Source organism: Chitinophaga sp., assembly GCF_036569125.1.
In the GTDB taxonomy this organism is placed as follows: domain Bacteria; phylum Bacteroidota; class Bacteroidia; order Chitinophagales; family Chitinophagaceae; genus Chitinophaga.
This window is the reverse complement of record NZ_DATCRF010000394.1, coordinates 1-15648: the sequence shown is the minus strand read 5'-3', so window position 1 is coordinate 15648 and position 15648 is coordinate 1. Positions and strand designations below refer to the sequence as shown.

Below are 15648 nucleotides of genomic sequence, written 5' to 3'. Positions count from 1 at the left end.
CACGCTAATAATAGATTCCATCAAAAACCTCCTGTTCCAGCATTTCATTTACCCCAGGGGCAAAAAGCGCTGGATCGCTCACTTTATGCTGGCTACCGGCTGCCTGGCAGCTTTTGCCATTACCATTCCGCTTACGCTGGGATGGATCAACTTTACGCTGGACCCCGCTACAGCCCTGGACCCTGGCGCTGTTAAATTATATAACGCTAACTTTTTCGGGTTTAAAGTAATGAGCTTTAAGCTGGGATCTGTACTGGCATTTTTAATTTTCCATGCGCTCACCTGGTGTTCCTGGCTGGTAATTGCCGGCGCAGTTATCTTTCTTGTAAGAAGGCTCACCAATGCAGGCCTCATTGCTTCCCAAACTTTTGAAGGCGATCTGCTGCCGCTTATCCTGCTCATCTTTATAGCCGTAACAGGATTGGGGCTCAATTTCAGCTATGCATTTATGAAAGGCATTGCGTACGATTTTATGTCGGTAACCCATGCCATTTCCGTGATCCTTTTCCTGGTATGGATCCCCTTCGGCAAATTCTTCCACATTATTCAACGGCCTGCACAAATAGGCGCGCATATTTATAAAAAGGAAGGAGAGAAGAAAGGCATGGCCGTTTGTCCGCATACCGGCAAAGAGTTTACTACGCAGCTGCATGTAGATGATCTGAAGATAGTGACGAAACAGCTGGGCTTTGATTTTACGCTGGAAGATGGCAGCTCGCACCTCGACTACAGCCCTGAAGGAAAACGATCGCTCCTGGCCAGGGCGCACCTGAAAGCCCGTCAGGAAGGAGGAACTTTTTTTGGATAACCACGGACCGAAAGAATGTAAAATCATAAATGCAAAATGTAAAATGTAAAAGGAAGAGTGATTACTGGCTTACGTTCGCGACATTTCACTTTTACATTTAAGATTTAAAATTTTACATTTTACATTCTTTTCTGTCCCAAAAATAAATACGACCAGCATGGCAAAACTACCCGTGTCTCCCGAAAAACTCATTACCCGTTTTGGTCCTCACCTCAACTTTGCCCCGCAGGAAGGCTATCCCGGAAGGGATGAGCCGGATGCCACAGTGAAAACACATTGCTGCTTTTGCGGCATGCAATGCGGTATACAGCTGCTGGTGAAAAATAATAAGGTGGTAGGCTTTGAACCATGGATGGAGTTTCCCTTTAACCAGGGCCGCTTATGCCCCAAAGGCGTGCAGCGTTACCTGCAGGATAATCATCCCGACCGTTTGCTGCATCCAATAGAAAGGGTAGAAGGCGAAGGCTTTAAACCTGTTTCCTGGGATCATGCGCTCGATAGAACAACATCCGAAATAAAACGCATCCAGGAAGCTTATGGCAAAAATGCATTCGCTATTCTGTCCGGCGTTTCACTCACCAACGAAAAAAGTTATCTCATGGGCAAATTTGCCCGCGTAGCTGTGAAAACAGCTAACCTGGATTACAATGGCAGGCTGTGTATGGTAAGCGCGGGCGCGGGTAATAAAAAGGCATTTGGAATGGATCGCTCCTCCAATAACTATGCAGATCTTGAACATGCAGAAGTGATCATTGTAACCGGGGCTAATGTAAGCGAAACTTTTCCTACGCTCACACATTGGCTCTGGCGCGCAAGAGATAATGGCGCTAAGCTTATTGTGATAGATCCCCGGGTTATTCCCCTGGCCAGAACAGCGGATATACACTTACCCGTAAAACCAGGCACCGATTCCGCCCTGTATGGCGCCATGCTGAAATACCTGGCAGATCATGATCTGCTGGACCACGATTTTATCAATAACCATACAACCGGTTTTGAAGATACGCTTGCTGCTGTGCAGGACTACACCCTTGAATGGGCTGAAACTGTTACCGGCATCGATAAAGAAAAGATCCGCCAGGCAGCAGAGCTGTGGGGCAGGGCTAAGACCAGCTTTCTGCTGCACGCCCGCGGCATAGAGCATCATTCCAAAGGTGTGGAAAATGTGCTGGGCTGCATTAACCTGGTGCTGGCCACTGGCCGCATTGGCCGTCCCTATTGTGGTTACGGCACCATTACCGGGCAAGGCAACGGGCAGGGCGGCCGGGAGCATGGGCATAAATGTGACCAGCTGCCGGGCAACCGCGATATCAGCAACCCGGAGCACAGAAAATATATTGCAGCCGTGTGGGGCATCCCTGAGCCGGAGCTGCCGCAAAAAGGGCTCACCGCATGGGAGCTTATAGAAGCCATCCACAGGGGAGAAGTAAAAGGCCTGTTATCCATCTGCTTTAATCCGCTGGTGTCATTACCCAACAATAACTATGTAAGGGAAGCGCTGGAGAAGCTGGAGTTTTATGTTTGCATTGATTTCTTTTTAAGCGAAACCGCCCGCCATGCAGATCTTGTGCTGGCAGGCTCCCTGCACGAAGAAGAAGACGGTACGGTTACCACTGCAGAAGGCAGGGTAGTTCGTATACGCAGGGCCGTTAGTCCTCCCGGAAATGCCCGTACAGATACTTCCATCATTTTAGACCTTGCTGCAAGGCTGGGCGAGGCCGATAAGTTCACCTATGAAAGTTCGGAAGCCATCTTCAACGAATTGCGCATCGCCTCCAAAGGAGGCACGGCAGACTATTACGGCATCACCTACAAAAAGGTAGAAGATAATATGGGCGTGTTCTGGCCTTGTCCTTCAGAAGATCATCCCGGTACGCCCAGGTTATGGGAAGATAAAAAGTTCGCCACACCAGATGGTAAAGCGCATTTTAACCCGGTAAAATTCCGGGAGCCTTCAGAGGTAACAGATAGTGAATATCCCATCGTGCTCACCACAGGCCGGGTAGTATCCCAATACCTCAGCGGAACACAAACCAGGCGCATAGGAAAGCTGGTAGGATTGATGCCGGAACCTTTACTGGAAATACATCCTGAGCTGGCGCAGCGTTATAACATACGGCAGCGTGAAACTGTGCGGGTAAGCACCCGCCGCGGCACCGGTGATTTTGCTGCTAATATTGTAGAAACCATCCGGAAAGATACTGTGTTCATACCGTATCACTGGCCCGGCAGAAAATCAGCCAACCAGCTTACCATCGGCACGCTCGACCCGGTATCAAAGATCCCGGAATTTAAAGTATGCGCCTGCCGGCTGGAGCCGCTGGGCGTGTTCACCCAGCCCGGTGAAACAAATGCATTTGATAGTATCTGACCACATTAAATACGCTCACAATGGAAGTCACCTCCTATAAAACAGACATGGAATTTTTTGTAGACATGCAGCGCTGCATTGGCTGCAAAGCCTGTGAAATGGCCTGTGCTGAATGTGAGACCAATGGCCACGAAAGCATGATCCATGTTAATTATGTGGAACGGGCCGTTACCATACAAACCACCGTACAGGTATGTATGCATTGCGATGATCCGGTATGCGCTAAAGTATGCCCTGCAGATGCTATCTCGAAAGATGATTTTGGCGTGGTGCATACTGCCAACACCGCCCGTTGCATCGGCTGCTCTAACTGTGTGATGGCCTGCCCCTTTGGCGTGCCCATAAAAGAGGAGAAGTACGATATGATGATGAAGTGCAACATGTGCTACGACCGTACCAGTGCCGGTAAAAAGCCCATGTGCGCAACGGTATGCCCCAGCCAGGCATTGTTTTATGGCACCCGGGAAGAGATCAGCCGCATGCGCCCTAACAGTACGCCTGTAAATACATTCATTTTCGGACAGCAGGAAGTTACCACCAAGGTAAATATCATGATGCCCAAAGGAAGCACGCACCTGAAAATACATTAAACTGAAAGGTATGTCTGACGAAACAGAAAAAGAACCGAACTGGAAACAGGATTTTCCAATAGAAAGAACGCAATCCACTAAAGTAAGCCGCCGCGACTTTGCCCGCTTCCTTTGCCTGGTATCGGGCGGATTGGCGGCAGGCAGCGCTTACGTAGCTGTAAAAGCTAACTTCTTTCCACCGGAAGAAGTGAAGGGCGAACATTTTGTTTGCAAGGCAATGGATGTTCCCCTGGGAGGCACGCGTTCGTTTGTGTTGGAAGGGAGCAGCATTCCCTATATTCTTATTCGTTTGGAAGATGGCAACTGGCGGGCCTATGAGCAGAAATGCACTCACCTGTCCTGCGCTGTGTATTATAAGCCTGGCAGCGGGCAGATCGTATGCCCCTGTCATGAAGGTTTCTTTGACGCTATGACAGGCGAAGTGCTGGCCGGGCCGCCTCCAAGGCCGTTACCAGCCCTGGAAGTGCTGTTGAATGGCGATGATGTGTATGTGAAGGCCATCCACCCCGGAAATAATAAAGTATAAAACTTAGAAGATGAGCAATTTTAAAGACGCACAGAATAAGGCGCATCCGAACAAGACCAACACCCTGATGTCAGCGCTGATCGTTATACTTATTTTAAACGTCAGCATACAGATCTGGTTATTGTATACCGGCCTTAATAATGCGCTTGGGCAGAACACGGATATTGCATTACCCGCCTTCCTTGCCTCGCTGGTGTTGTTCCTGATAGGTTTCTTCTGGTTATATTTTCTGCCGATGGGTTACCGGAAGAAGAAATAATGCAAAGGAATGTAAAATGTAAAACTTTTAAACCGACGAAGGAGGTTCATAGAGACCATTTAAAAGACTTTATGAACGAGATAAATCATAAATGTAAAAGGTGAATGCAGCGAATAAGGGGCTGCATTCACCTTTTACATTTGACATTTTACATTTATGATTTTACATTCTTTTACTTACAGCTCCAAACAAACCACCTTTCCATCTGCCGCTGTTGCTATCAGTGTTCTCTCATTCACCGGCTGCACCGTATTCACCAGGCAATTGGAAAACTTGTGCATCCATTTTAAGCTGCCATCTTTAGCCGACAAGGCATATACCACGCCTGACTGCGTAGGCACATACACCACATCCCGGTATTCATTAATAGGAGATGGGCATATCTCATAGCCCAGCGCCACCGGCGATTTCCATACTACTTCCTGGTCTGCGGAATGCGTGTTAAAAGCAATCACTGCGCCCTGCATGGTTTTAGCATATAAGCGGTTACTGTCCGGCGAAAGCCCCATGGATTCCCGTACGCGGTTAGCAGTATCCCGGTGCCGCCACAGCTGCTGCCCGGTACTGGCATCCAGCGCCGTCATGTACTGGTCCGGCGCAACAATGAACAGCTTATTGCCGCAGGCTGCCGGCCAGCAGGCAGCGGGAGAGAACATGCGGTTGCTGGCGCCATTGTTCCAGGTCCAGCTGCGATGGCCGGTAGCAGCATCGAGGGCATACAGGTCATTTCCCCAGGAGCCAAAATATACTTTGTTGTTATAGATCAGCGGTTTGGTTTCCACAAAATTGCGCACACTGTCAAAGTCCCAGAGCTGCTGCCCGCTGTTAATATCCCATGCCCGGCAATGCCCGTCGGAACCGGCTATGATGGCCGTGTTGCGGTACAGCGCTGCGGAGCTTACAATGGCCTTTTGTGTGGCCTGCTGCCAGCGCAGCTGACCGTTACGTGCATCCAGGCAATATACCTTCCCATCTGTACAGGGTACAATTACATTATTGCCCTGTACTAACGGGGTAGCATATATTTTTCCTTTGGCAGTGAACTGCCATACCGGTTTACCGGCTTTCAGCGTTACGGCTTTTATATCGCCATTGGTGTTGGTATAAATTACTTTGTCTTTGATGATGGCTACACCGCCGCCAATATCTCCCTGCTCCTGCAGCCTCCATTTTTCATGTACCTGCGGAAAGGTGTTGTTCACCTCAAAGCGGGGGCGGGGCGGGTTAGCCATCCATTGCGGCGCTTCATTGGTATGCAATGCCACGGCATGCCAGGCAGGCAGGGTGGCCTGTTCCGGCCTGCGCTCATTAAATACCAGTGAATCATGCACCATGGATACCAGGTTGTAACCGCCAATGTTTGCCTTTGCACGCAGGTTGGAGCGGCACATGATACCAGGTATGCCTTCAAAATTATATTTGCGGTTAGCGTGACCATGCCCGCAGATGATGGCTTTCAGGTTGCGGTCCTTCATGCGGTCCAGCACTTCGTACCAGTTATTCAGGCTGCTGTCCTGTGGGTAGTGGTTCACAAAAATGATGGGCATTTTTTTATCCGGCTGTTGCTCTAGCTGCTGTTCCAGCCACACAATGTTCTCGCGCGGTATTTGCCCGGGGCCCATGCGCATGTTAGGCCCGCAGCTGGTACCCAGGAACCAGTACCCTTTGTACCGGAAGCTGAAGGTCTCCGCGCCAAACACAGTACGAAAGGTATTACACCCGCTCTCCGACCATTTGGCGTCATGGTTGCCCGGCACAATATACCAGGGCTTATTCAGCTGGCTGATGATGCTTTTAGCCAGCTGCAGCTCCTCATCAGAGCCAAACTCCGTAATATCACCTGAGAACATTACAAAGGCCACATCCGGCTGCGCATTAATATCTCTGATGGTCCTTTCCAGATCCTCCTTCGCAGTTTCACTGCCAATATGTGTATCAGATACCATCGCAAACCGGAACAGCGTATCCTGCCCAAACAGACGCCCACACCACAACAACATCATCCCCCAAAAACAAGCAACAAAATATTTCATATACATCAGTTTATTTCCAACTCGCACTCTCTCTTAATTATTAATTCTTAATTATTCATTATTAATTCTCCCAGCCCGGATTCTGCACCAGATTCGTATTCAGCAGCAGCTCCGTTCTTGGTAATGGATACAAATACTGCTTGGGATCTACAAACTTCTTATTGGCAGAGGGGTGTGCAATAATATTGCCGCTGGCGCCCTCGCTCAGCGCATGATCCGGCTGCAGGGAAAGGTACTGCAATGTTTTATCCGGGTTAGCAGGCATGGTGTTCACAATGGCCAGGTCGTTCTTACCATCGCCATCCAGGTCGTAGGTGCCTACACCGGGAAAGTATGCGCCTTTAAAATCCTCCGCCAAAAGGGGGCCTCTTTTCCAGCGCAGCACATCCTGGTAGCGGAAGCCTTCCATGGCCAGCTCTACCCGGCGCTCACGCCGTACTTCCAGTATAGCCGCATCCGTTATATTGTACATCGCCTGCAGCAGCGGATCTGCAGTAAGGGTAGCTACCCGCATGGCCGGCATGCCTACACGGGCGCGCAGCAGGTTTATGGAAAGGTCGGCATCGGCCTGGGTAAATTGTTTCAGCTCTGCTTTAGCTTCTGCATAGTTCAGCAGCACTTCTGCATAGCGGAACACCGGCAGGTCGTTGGAGTTGGTGTTGTTGCCATCCTGGTCAGTGCCGGTTACAAATTTCACGCACTGGTAGCCTGTCATGGCATTGGAGTAATCCGGTACCAGGGTAGCGGTAGTGCCAATACGTTTGTAGCCCGGCGTACGAATGGTTTGTGATAAGCGTGGGTCGCGGTTCTTCACCTCTTCCCAGTAAGGCATGGTAGCATAACCCGGCTGACTGGAAAACGGTGTGCCATCCTTCATCAGGTAAGAATTGATGAGGCTTTTGGTAAGCCCCGGTGCGCTTAACGTTGGTGTCAGGAACTGGCCGTTGGCCTGGTGCGTTTTGGTAAGCGTACGGTCGTATACCCGTGCCAGTATGTATTCATCTGTATTGGCTGCGTCGGCAGAGAACAGGTTAATGTAATCGCTTTCCGGTTTGCCGCTGCTGTATAATTTATACGTGCCGCTTTGCATGATCTGCTGTGCAGCGACAATACCCTGCTGCAGCAGCTGGTTGCCATCGCTTAATCCCAGCTCTGTATGATATATACGGTAGGTGCCTTCAAAAACACATACCCTTGCTTTCAGCGCCAGCGCTGCCCACTTGGTAATGCGCGATACGTTTTTGGCGGCCTTCACATGTGCAGCTGCATAATCCAGGTCGGCCAGTATGCTGTCGGTTACCAGCCTGCGGGGATCACGGCCTTTGTATAGCTCCGGACTGTTGGCTTCCAGGGGCTGGCTGTACCAGGGTACATCGCCAAAGCGCTGCATTTTCCGGAAGTAAAAGAAGGCGCGGAAAAAACGCGCAATACCGGCATAGTGCGCTTTAACGGAATCTGCTACATCCGCTTTGTTGTAATGCGCCAGAAAGTAGTTCACATTCCGCAGGGAGCTCCAGGTCCAGTCAGCAGCAGCGGCATCTGTAGGCACTACCAGGCGGCCGGCTATCAGGTCGCTGATCACGCCGGGTTCCACGTTGTCGCTGGATATATCGTCGGAGTAAATGCCGGTACCCGGCAGGTCGGCATAAAAGCTATTCACATACAGGTCCAGGTCTTTCTCCGTATTAAAGAATGCAGGGGCGGTAATATCGCTTAAAGGGCTGCGGTCCAGGAAGTTCTTTTTACAGGCACATAATGCCGCTACGCCCAGTATTATTAAAAACTTTTTCATTGCTGACGGTTTTTCAGATCGTTTAAAAATTCACATCCAGCCCAAAGGTGTAAGTACGTTGCACCGGGTACACATACCCGTTACCGTTAGCCACACCGCTGTCCGCTTCATCGCCAATGCTTTCCGGATCAAAGGCTTTGGAGAGTTTGGTGAACTCAAACAGGTTCTGTCCTGAAAAGAACAGGCGGGTGCTGCTCAGGCCTATGCTGTGCATCCAGCGTGCAGGCAGTGTATAACCTACGCTCACATTCTTTACGCGTAGGTAAGCGGCGTTCTGCAGGTAGCGGGTTTGTTTTACGCCCAGTTGCCGGGTATCGTTCAGCGCATCGTATGCCCGTGGCCGTGGGAAGTAGGCATCCGGGTGCTCCGGCGTCCAGTAGTTGTTGTAGATGTGATCATATACCGGCTGGTTCCAGCGGTTGTAAAATCCCCAGAAAATGCCGGATTCTGCGCCCGGCCAGAAGTCCTGCTTGCCAATGCCCTGCAGGAACACATCCAGCGAAATACCGTTCCAGCTGGCGCCTGCGCCTATACCGTAACTATAACGCGGCAGGCTGTTGCCTATCTTCATCATATCGCCTGGATCATCTACCGTGTTCTTTCCGTTGTCAATTTTCTTGTCGCCGTTACGATCCTCAAATTTAATATCGCCTGCAAGCGGATGCCCGTTCAGGCTATAGGAGGTGCTTTGCACTTTTTGCTGATTTACGCCGTACTTGGCATATTCATCGTCCGTAGCAAAAAAGCCCAGGGTGTTATAACCCCATATTTCGCCCAGCTCCTGGCCTACATAATAATCAACCAGTGATTTATTGGGGTTATCAAACCGGGTGATCACAGAGCGGCTGTCGGCCAATACCACAGATACATGGTAAGAGAAAGGCTTGCTGCCCAGCTGGAACTGGTCGCTCCATTTCATGGAAAATTCCCAGCCTTTGGTGGAGAGGTCGGCTGCATTTTGCCGCGGCTCACTGGCGCCCAGCACTGCAGGCAATGTTTTGCCTTTGGTAAGCATGTTAATGGTGCGGCGGTTATACCAGTCAAAACCTATGTCCAGCCGGTTATTCAGCGTGGTAAGGTCAGCGCCGAAATCAAGCGTGGTAGCTGTTTCCCAGGTAAAGCCCAATGGCACCAGGCCGGGCGCTTTAATGCCCAAGGGTTGCGCGCCGTCCAGCACATCCGTAACCTTGTACACGCTCATGGGTTGTATATAATCATATTCACCAACCAGCTGGTTGCCCAGGGAGCCGTAAGAGGCGCGCAGCTTAAAGTTGTTCAGCACCTTCTTCACCGGCTCAAAGAATGGCTCTCTTGAAACCAGCCAGCCTGCTGAAACAGAGGGGAAGAAACCAAAACGGCTGCTGTCAGGGAAGCGGGAAGTACCATCATAACGACCGTTAAATTCCAGCAGGTAACGGTCTTTATAATCATAGTTCAAACGGTAAAACACACCCTGGGTGGCCCATTCTCTTTTATCATCGCCCACAGTGGCTACACCGGAAGTAAGGTCAATGGAACCTTGGGATGGTGTAATATTATCATCCCTGCGGGATGAAAAATAGCTGTACTTATACAGCTCCTGGTTATAACCTATCAGCCCTTTCAGGTGATGGTCGCCAAAGCTGTGCGAATAGTCTGCATACAGGTTCACAATATGGTCATACACTTCGCCCAGCGAGGATTGGTAATAATCCGGGTTAGAATAATTGCTGATCACACCGGGTTTGCTTTCATACTTTAAACGCAGGCTTTGCACATCATTCCGGTTCTGCGTAACCAGCAGGGTATAATCGCCGTTAATGTGCAGGCTGTTGTTCAGGAAGTTGGTCTGAAAGCCGGCAGTGTTCTTCAGCAGCTGGTTTTTAAGCTTGGAGCGGCCGCCGTTTTCCAGCTGTCCAAAGGTGAGCATACCTGCCTGTGTATAGTTGCCACTGGGCGTTTTAATAGCCTCATAGGGGTTGGCAAATAACGACAGGTAGCGGTACACATTAAAGCCGCCGGAAACGATCTTGTTGGGCGCATCATAAATGCCCTGCACCATTTCCACGTTATCATACAGCTTTATCCAGCCGGCCAGCTGGTTCTCCAGCTTCAGGCGGAAACTGTATTGTTTATAATCATCCGTAGCTACGCGGAAAGCGCCGCTTTGCTTCAGGTACCCGGCCGATAAATAATAATTCGTATTGCCTTTGCCGCCGGCCACACTCAGGAAATGTTTGGCAAAAGGCTGGCGTTCGTTGTAAAATTCATGGTACCAGTCAGTATTAGCGCCGCGTATATAGTTACCGGTAGCATCTACACCCAGCTCCGGCAGGCTGGGATCCAGCTGGCGCTGCTGCAGGTAAGCAATCACGGCCGGCATACCCGGCTGGTCAGAGCCTGCATATCCTTTATAGGCTTCGTTCTGCAGGGTAGCTGCTGCCAGCGGGTCGTTCAGCAAATGGGGCAATCGGGTAGGGTTGCTCCAGCCAAAGTTGGCGGAATAGCGTACCTGCACCTGCCCGCTTTTTGCTTTGCGGGTGGTAACCAGTATTACGCCAAATGCTGCACGGGCGCCGTAAATGGCAGCAGAGGCAGCGTCTTTCAATACCGTTACGCTGGCTACATCTTCAGGATTCAGGAGATTAATATCACCGGGTGTACCATCGATCAGGATCAATGGCCCGCCTTTATTAATAGAAGTAAAACCGCGTACGTTAAAGATGCCGCCGCGTCCGGGCTGGCCATCGCTGAAAGTAATGTTCAGGTTAGGAATAGCGCCCTGCAAGGCTTGCGCCACATTGGTCACGGGCCGGTCTTCAAATACCTCTGGCCCTACCTGTGAAATAGCGCCGGTAACATTGGACCTCTTTTGTGTGCCGTAACCTACCACTACAACCTGCGCCAGGGAATCATCGCGCAGCTTCATGCGTATGATCAGGTTAATGGGTTCGCTCTTTTTAATGGTGTAACCATCCAGCTGCTGGGTTTTATACCCAACAAATGAAAAGCTGAAGCTGTAACGTTCGCCGGGCGTGAGGTTCATAAAACGGAACCAGCCCTTTTCGTCTGTTACCTGGAAAGCCGGGCTGTTGCTGCCGGCCGGCGTGGCTTTTACAGAAACGCCGGGCATTTTCTCGCCCAGCTCATTCTGCACCACACCGGTCACATAGGGTTTGTCCTGCGCCAGTACCATTACAGGCGCCAGCAGCAGTGCCGCTACGTATAACCGTAAGAGTGAAAGATGTTGGTAGATGGATCTCATATGATCGATTTTTAAGACAATACTTTCCCATGACCGCTGTTGCGGCCTTTTTTTAATGTAGTGCTGTGACAGTTTATTTCTTTAAAATGTACCCGCCCGCCGTATCATGCGTTAATGTAAGCTCATTCAGTAAGGCAATGGTTTGTAACACCTGCTCCGGCGTATCGGTATCGCTGAACTCCGCGGTTACACGTATACCGGATAAGGCTTTTGCGTTATAGGTGATCTGTATGCCGAAATGCTGCTCCAATGCTTCCAGTACTTCCGGTAACGGCCGTTTGTTATAAACCAGCGCCTGCCCCGGGCTCGTTGTATTATTAATGGTTTTATCGGTTGACAAGGCTGTTTTGCGTACCAGCATTTTCCCGCTGCTGCCCGCATACACCAGCTCGTCGCCGGGCTGCAGGTATTGGGTGCTGAAGGCCGGGATTGTTTTTCCGTAAGGCTGCACCATTACTTTACCACTGTAAAGTTTTACGGTTACCCGTTGTGTGATGCTATCTGCCGCAATCCTGAAACTGGTGCCCAGGGCGGTAGTAGCGGTGTTTGCTGCATACACGGTAAAGGGCCGGTGCTGATCTTTTGCTACGTTAAAACGGGCCGTACCCTGCAGCCACAGTGCGCGTTGTGTGCTGTCAAATCCCTGGCGGTACTGCAGACGGCTGCCCGGTAACAGCTGCACGGTGGAGCTATCGTCCAGCACCAGCCGTAAAGCGGTTTTGCCGGTATTATTATACTGCCGGTATATCACGGCTGCCGGTTGTACCTGTGCTAATTGAGCAGGGGTATTATTGTTGGGATAACGGCTAACCAGCAGCCAGCCCAGTGTTATAAGCCCGGCTATGGCCGCAGCGGCGGTCACTGTGCGGAGCGCTATCTGCCAGCGTTTTCCCCGGGTAATGCGGTTGCGGATGCGGTCCAGCACTTTTTCCGTTACCACCGGGTGCAGTCTTTGTACCGGCTCAAAAGCTTCCCAGTCTGCTGTTTGCAGGTATTCCTCCATCTCGTCCGGATGTTCGCTGAAGTATTGCAGCACCATTATTTCCTCTGCCTCTGTACACTGCCCGTTCAGGAACCGCTGGTATAACTCCCGTGATAACGCCATAACAACTTGCACATTTATACATACACTACGTTCAGGCAGGAAATATCCCTTACTGGTTAACAATTTATTTAAACAGGGAGGGTAGGGGATCAGCAAAGAAAGGTGAGCAGCGCACGGCGTAATTGCTTCAAAGCCTTGGTAATGTGCACTTCTACGGTTTTAGGGGAGATAGCCAGCAGGCTGGAAATTTCTTTGTGGGAAAGGCCGTCTATGCGGCTCAGCATAAAAACCTTTTTGCGTACAGGCGGCAGCTTATCCATTTCGCGGTGCAGCTGGTGGATGGTATCGCGGTTAGCCGGTTCTGCGCTCAAACCTTTTTGCAGCAGGTCGGCCGTGTAGGATTGCAGGAAGTGCTGATGGTGCTTATTATGGCGCACCATATCAATAAGGGAGGTTTTGGCAATGCGGAAGATCTGTTCGGAAAGGGTATGGGCGGTGGAGAGCTGCTGCCGGTAATGCCACAGCTTAACAAACGTAGTTTGCAAAAGTTCTTCGGACCATAGCTGGGAACGGGTATGCTTCAGGAAATAGAAATATAATTTTTCGTGATAGGTATGATATACCTGCTCAAATGTTTCCGTATGTCCCTCTTTTAATGCAAGTATCTCTTCCACGTACCTTTAGATTTTCGTAGGCAAAGTTTGCAAAAACTGAAGATAGTGTTTATTAAGGAATAATTAATTCTATTTAAAACCTGATTTGGATTTTGTTTTTTTTCCTGTTATTTTGGTGATTAATAGCAAACTATGTAGCATTTTAGGATAGGGAGAACGTTATGGAAAACGATAGTCGTCGTATTCTTTCCCCGTAATATATGATACTGTATCAATCATTGAAGAACTCTTAACCAGGCACTATCTATGCATAACCAGCAAGCTATAAAAGACTTGTTTGATAGCATCTGCCAGCAGGATGATATGGCCGCCTACCAGCAATTATTCGGGATCATGGAAGCCCCGCTTATTGCTTTTATCAAGGCTTTGGTAGGAGCGGAGGAAGTTGCAGAGGAGCTCTATTCCGACCTGTTTGTAAAAATATGGGCGCGCCGCCATACGCTGCCTGCTGCTGTGCAGCCACGTAATTATATTTACACCATGGCCCGCAACCTGGCCCTGGATTTCCTGAAAAAAGAACGCCACCTGCACAGCATAGAGTTTAATGATATTGATCCCCTGCTGGTGCAGGATCAATCTCCCACACCGGAGGAACAGGTTATTTCGAAGGAAATGATCCGTAAAATAGAAAGCGCCATCAACGTACTGCCTGCCCGCTGCCGCCTTATTTTTAAAATGGTAAAGGAAGATGGGTTTAAGTATAAGGAAGTAGCAGCCCTGCTGGGCATTTCCGTAAATACGGTGGAGGTGCAGATGTCCATTGCGCTGAAGAAAGTAGCGGCGTCGGTGAAGTTTAAGACACTGGCCTGAGGTGTAGTGTGGCGCCTCCTCATAATGTAATGATCACCTTTCCAAATGCCTTGCCTGATTTGAACCGCTGAAAGGCATCCTGCACCTTTTCTACCGGGAAAACACTGTCCACAACAGGCCGCATATTATTCTTTTCAATAGCGTTTACAAAGTCATTCAATTCCTGTGCGTTGCCAACCGAATAAGCCTGCAGCCGCACATAGTTCGTAATAAGCGGAACCAGGTCTATGGTTAGTTTGGTGCCGGTCATCAGGCCTATCAATCCAACAAAGCCGTGCTGTTTTACAGAGAGGATGCTTTGCTCAATGGTATCCGTTCCCGCCACATCCAGCGTTACATCTACGCCCATCCCGCCATTCAGGCGTTTTACTTCACTGCTCCATTCCGGGAATGTTTTATAATTGATCACCTCATCTGCCCCAAGGTCTTTCAGCTTTTGCTCTTTTTCCTGGCTGCCGGTAGTGGCAATCACTTTCAGCCCGAACATTTTAGCTATTTGTATCGCAAACAACGATACGCCGCCACTGCCCTGTACCAGGATCGTTTGTCCTGCCCGGATCTTCGCCTGTTCCACCAGGATGGTCCACACCGTTAGCCCGGCCACCGGTAAGGGCGCTGCTTCTTCATCGGTAAGGTTATTGGGCGTTCGCACCAGGGTGTTCTCCGGCTGCACCGTGTATTCCGCCAAAAGTCCGGGCAGCGAAAAGCCGGTTCGCAGCTGGTCGTTATAAGGCGTATTTTTCCCTGCTTCCCAGCGGGAAATAAACGGGATCATAACACGGTCGCCCTTTTTCCAGCGGCTCACTTTACTACCCACACTCTCTACTACCCCCACACCTTCGGAAACCGGGATATGCGGCAGCGGTATCCCAAAAGGGATCCGGTTCTCCACCACAATTAAGTCATGAAACTCAAGTGCTACGGCAGTGGTTTTTACCAGCACTTCATTTTCGCCTATGGTTGGCGTGGGGATCTCCGTGAGCTGTAAATGTTCAATACCAAACTGGGTTAACTGAATTGCTTTCATAATGTGAGGTTTTATGGAGCAAAAGTAGTGTCTTAATATTCCCGGATAAGGGGGCTAAATAGAATTTGTAGCAGGTGGATTTGGACGGAGGGAGAGGGTGGGGGGGCGCACTTGTATTTTATCTAATGCAGCTGTTCTTTAAAAATGTCTGCGAAATGAGTATCAAAGAAACTATACAGTAATGAACAAAAAATTAAAAATTAGAAAACTAATTATTAATGAGAATTATTTCAATGCCTCCCATTTACGCATTTGCGGCTAAATATCCACCAGCTGTTGCACCATTAAACAATTGGTGCAGCAGGATCAGAAAGGCAAATTGTATGAATTTTAATGAACTGAGAAATGAAGTATCTGGTTCAGTAGATAGTGTTGGAAATGACATGTATATTTTCAATATTGGCGGTAATAATTACAGGTTGGTAGCAGGTATTCATTTTAACAAACAGATCGTTTACATAAGGGCAAT

The 15648-nt window shown here is 49.7% G+C and carries 13 protein-coding genes; 7 read left to right on the top strand and 6 right to left on the bottom strand.

The genetic code is table 11. From position 1 onward, the window contains the following. From VIM87_RS14775 to VIM87_RS14755, 5 genes are all read left to right on the top strand, one after another. Nucleotides 1-808, top strand: an 808-nt coding sequence (locus VIM87_RS14775; RefSeq protein ID WP_331997735.1) for a hypothetical protein, incomplete at its 5' end; no start/stop codon positions are given. A 157-nt stretch (nt 809-965) separates the two neighbouring features. Further along, nucleotides 966-3179, top strand: a complete 2214-nt coding sequence (locus VIM87_RS14770) for a molybdopterin oxidoreductase family protein (protein ID WP_331997734.1) — start codon at nt 966-968, stop codon at nt 3177-3179. A 20-nt stretch (nt 3180-3199) separates the two neighbouring features. Next, a complete protein-coding gene (locus VIM87_RS14765) occupies nt 3200-3769 on the top strand; it encodes a 4Fe-4S dicluster domain-containing protein (protein ID WP_089916824.1) in 570 nt (189 codons plus the stop codon). A 10-nt stretch (nt 3770-3779) separates the two neighbouring features. Beyond that, nucleotides 3780-4295 carry a Rieske (2Fe-2S) protein gene (locus VIM87_RS14760; RefSeq protein WP_331997733.1) on the top strand — a complete coding sequence of 172 codons (516 nt, stop codon included), beginning with the start codon at nt 3780-3782 and terminating at the stop codon, nt 4293-4295. A 10-nt stretch (nt 4296-4305) separates the two neighbouring features. Next, nucleotides 4306-4554 (top strand): DUF6755 family protein, encoded by a 249-nt coding sequence (locus tag VIM87_RS14755; protein ID WP_331997732.1) that lies wholly within the window; start codon nt 4306-4308, stop codon nt 4552-4554. Between the two features lie 176 nt (nt 4555-4730). On the opposite strand, the gene VIM87_RS14750 is transcribed toward VIM87_RS14755, so the two are convergent. The 5 genes from VIM87_RS14750 to VIM87_RS14730 form a co-directional block, all read right to left on the bottom strand. After that, nucleotides 4731-6587 carry a PQQ-binding-like beta-propeller repeat protein gene (locus VIM87_RS14750; protein ID WP_331997731.1) on the bottom strand — a complete coding sequence of 619 codons (1857 nt, stop codon included), beginning with the start codon at nt 6585-6587 and terminating at the stop codon, nt 4731-4733. Nucleotides 6588-6648: 61 nt separating this feature from the next. Then, nucleotides 6649-8379, bottom strand: coding sequence for a RagB/SusD family nutrient uptake outer membrane protein (locus VIM87_RS14745; protein ID WP_331997730.1), 1731 nt, complete (start codon nt 8377-8379; stop codon nt 6649-6651). Nucleotides 8380-8401: 22 nt separating this feature from the next. Continuing rightward, nucleotides 8402-11623, bottom strand: a complete 3222-nt coding sequence (locus VIM87_RS14740) for a TonB-dependent receptor (protein ID WP_331997729.1) — start codon at nt 11621-11623, stop codon at nt 8402-8404. A 73-nt stretch (nt 11624-11696) separates the two neighbouring features. Next, nucleotides 11697-12728, bottom strand: coding sequence for a FecR family protein (locus tag VIM87_RS14735; protein WP_331997728.1), 1032 nt, complete (start codon nt 12726-12728; stop codon nt 11697-11699). 89 nt (nt 12729-12817) lie between these two features. Continuing rightward, entirely contained in the window at nt 12818-13342 is a 525-nt protein-coding gene (locus VIM87_RS14730; protein ID WP_331997727.1) for an RNA polymerase sigma factor, read from the bottom strand. 246 nt (nt 13343-13588) lie between these two features. Between VIM87_RS14730 and VIM87_RS14725 the strand changes: the two genes are divergently transcribed. Next, nucleotides 13589-14152, top strand: coding sequence for an RNA polymerase sigma-70 factor (locus tag VIM87_RS14725; RefSeq protein ID WP_331997726.1), 564 nt, complete (start codon nt 13589-13591; stop codon nt 14150-14152). Between the two features lie 19 nt (nt 14153-14171). Here VIM87_RS14725 and VIM87_RS14720 read toward each other — a convergent pair whose 3' ends face one another. Then, the gene (locus VIM87_RS14720; RefSeq protein ID WP_331997725.1) at nt 14172-15179 is read right to left on the bottom strand and encodes an NAD(P)-dependent alcohol dehydrogenase; all 1008 of its coding nucleotides are present in this window, start codon (nt 15177-15179) and stop codon (nt 14172-14174) included. Nucleotides 15180-15397: 218 nt separating this feature from the next. Between VIM87_RS14720 and VIM87_RS14715 the strand changes: the two genes are divergently transcribed. Continuing rightward, nucleotides 15398-15648: type II toxin-antitoxin system HigB family toxin (locus tag VIM87_RS14715; RefSeq protein ID WP_331997724.1), on the top strand; the 251-nt coding region annotated here is incomplete at its 3' end.

What these genes read in the sequence shown, in the direction of transcription:
- VIM87_RS14760 (WP_331997733.1), top strand. Translation starts at nt 3,780, where the DNA reads ATGTCTGACGAAACAGAAAAAGAACCGAACTGGAAACAGGATTTTCCA.
- VIM87_RS14755 (WP_331997732.1), top strand. Translation starts at nt 4,306, where the DNA reads ATGAGCAATTTTAAAGACGCACAGAATAAGGCGCATCCGAACAAGACC.
- VIM87_RS14765 (WP_089916824.1), top strand. Translation starts at nt 3,200, where the DNA reads ATGGAAGTCACCTCCTATAAAACAGACATGGAATTTTTTGTAGACATG.
- VIM87_RS14720 (WP_331997725.1), bottom strand. Translation starts at nt 15,179, where the DNA reads ATGAAAGCAATTCAGTTAACCCAGTTTGGTATTGAACATTTACAGCTC.
- VIM87_RS14745 (WP_331997730.1), bottom strand. Translation starts at nt 8,379, where the DNA reads ATGAAAAAGTTTTTAATAATACTGGGCGTAGCGGCATTATGTGCCTGT.
- VIM87_RS14735 (WP_331997728.1), bottom strand. Translation starts at nt 12,728, where the DNA reads ATGGCGTTATCACGGGAGTTATACCAGCGGTTCCTGAACGGGCAGTGT.
- VIM87_RS14770 (WP_331997734.1), top strand. Translation starts at nt 966, where the DNA reads ATGGCAAAACTACCCGTGTCTCCCGAAAAACTCATTACCCGTTTTGGT.
- VIM87_RS14750 (WP_331997731.1), bottom strand. Translation starts at nt 6,587, where the DNA reads ATGAAATATTTTGTTGCTTGTTTTTGGGGGATGATGTTGTTGTGGTGT.
- VIM87_RS14740 (WP_331997729.1), bottom strand. Translation starts at nt 11,623, where the DNA reads ATGAGATCCATCTACCAACATCTTTCACTCTTACGGTTATACGTAGCG.
- VIM87_RS14725 (WP_331997726.1), top strand. Translation starts at nt 13,589, where the DNA reads ATGCATAACCAGCAAGCTATAAAAGACTTGTTTGATAGCATCTGCCAG.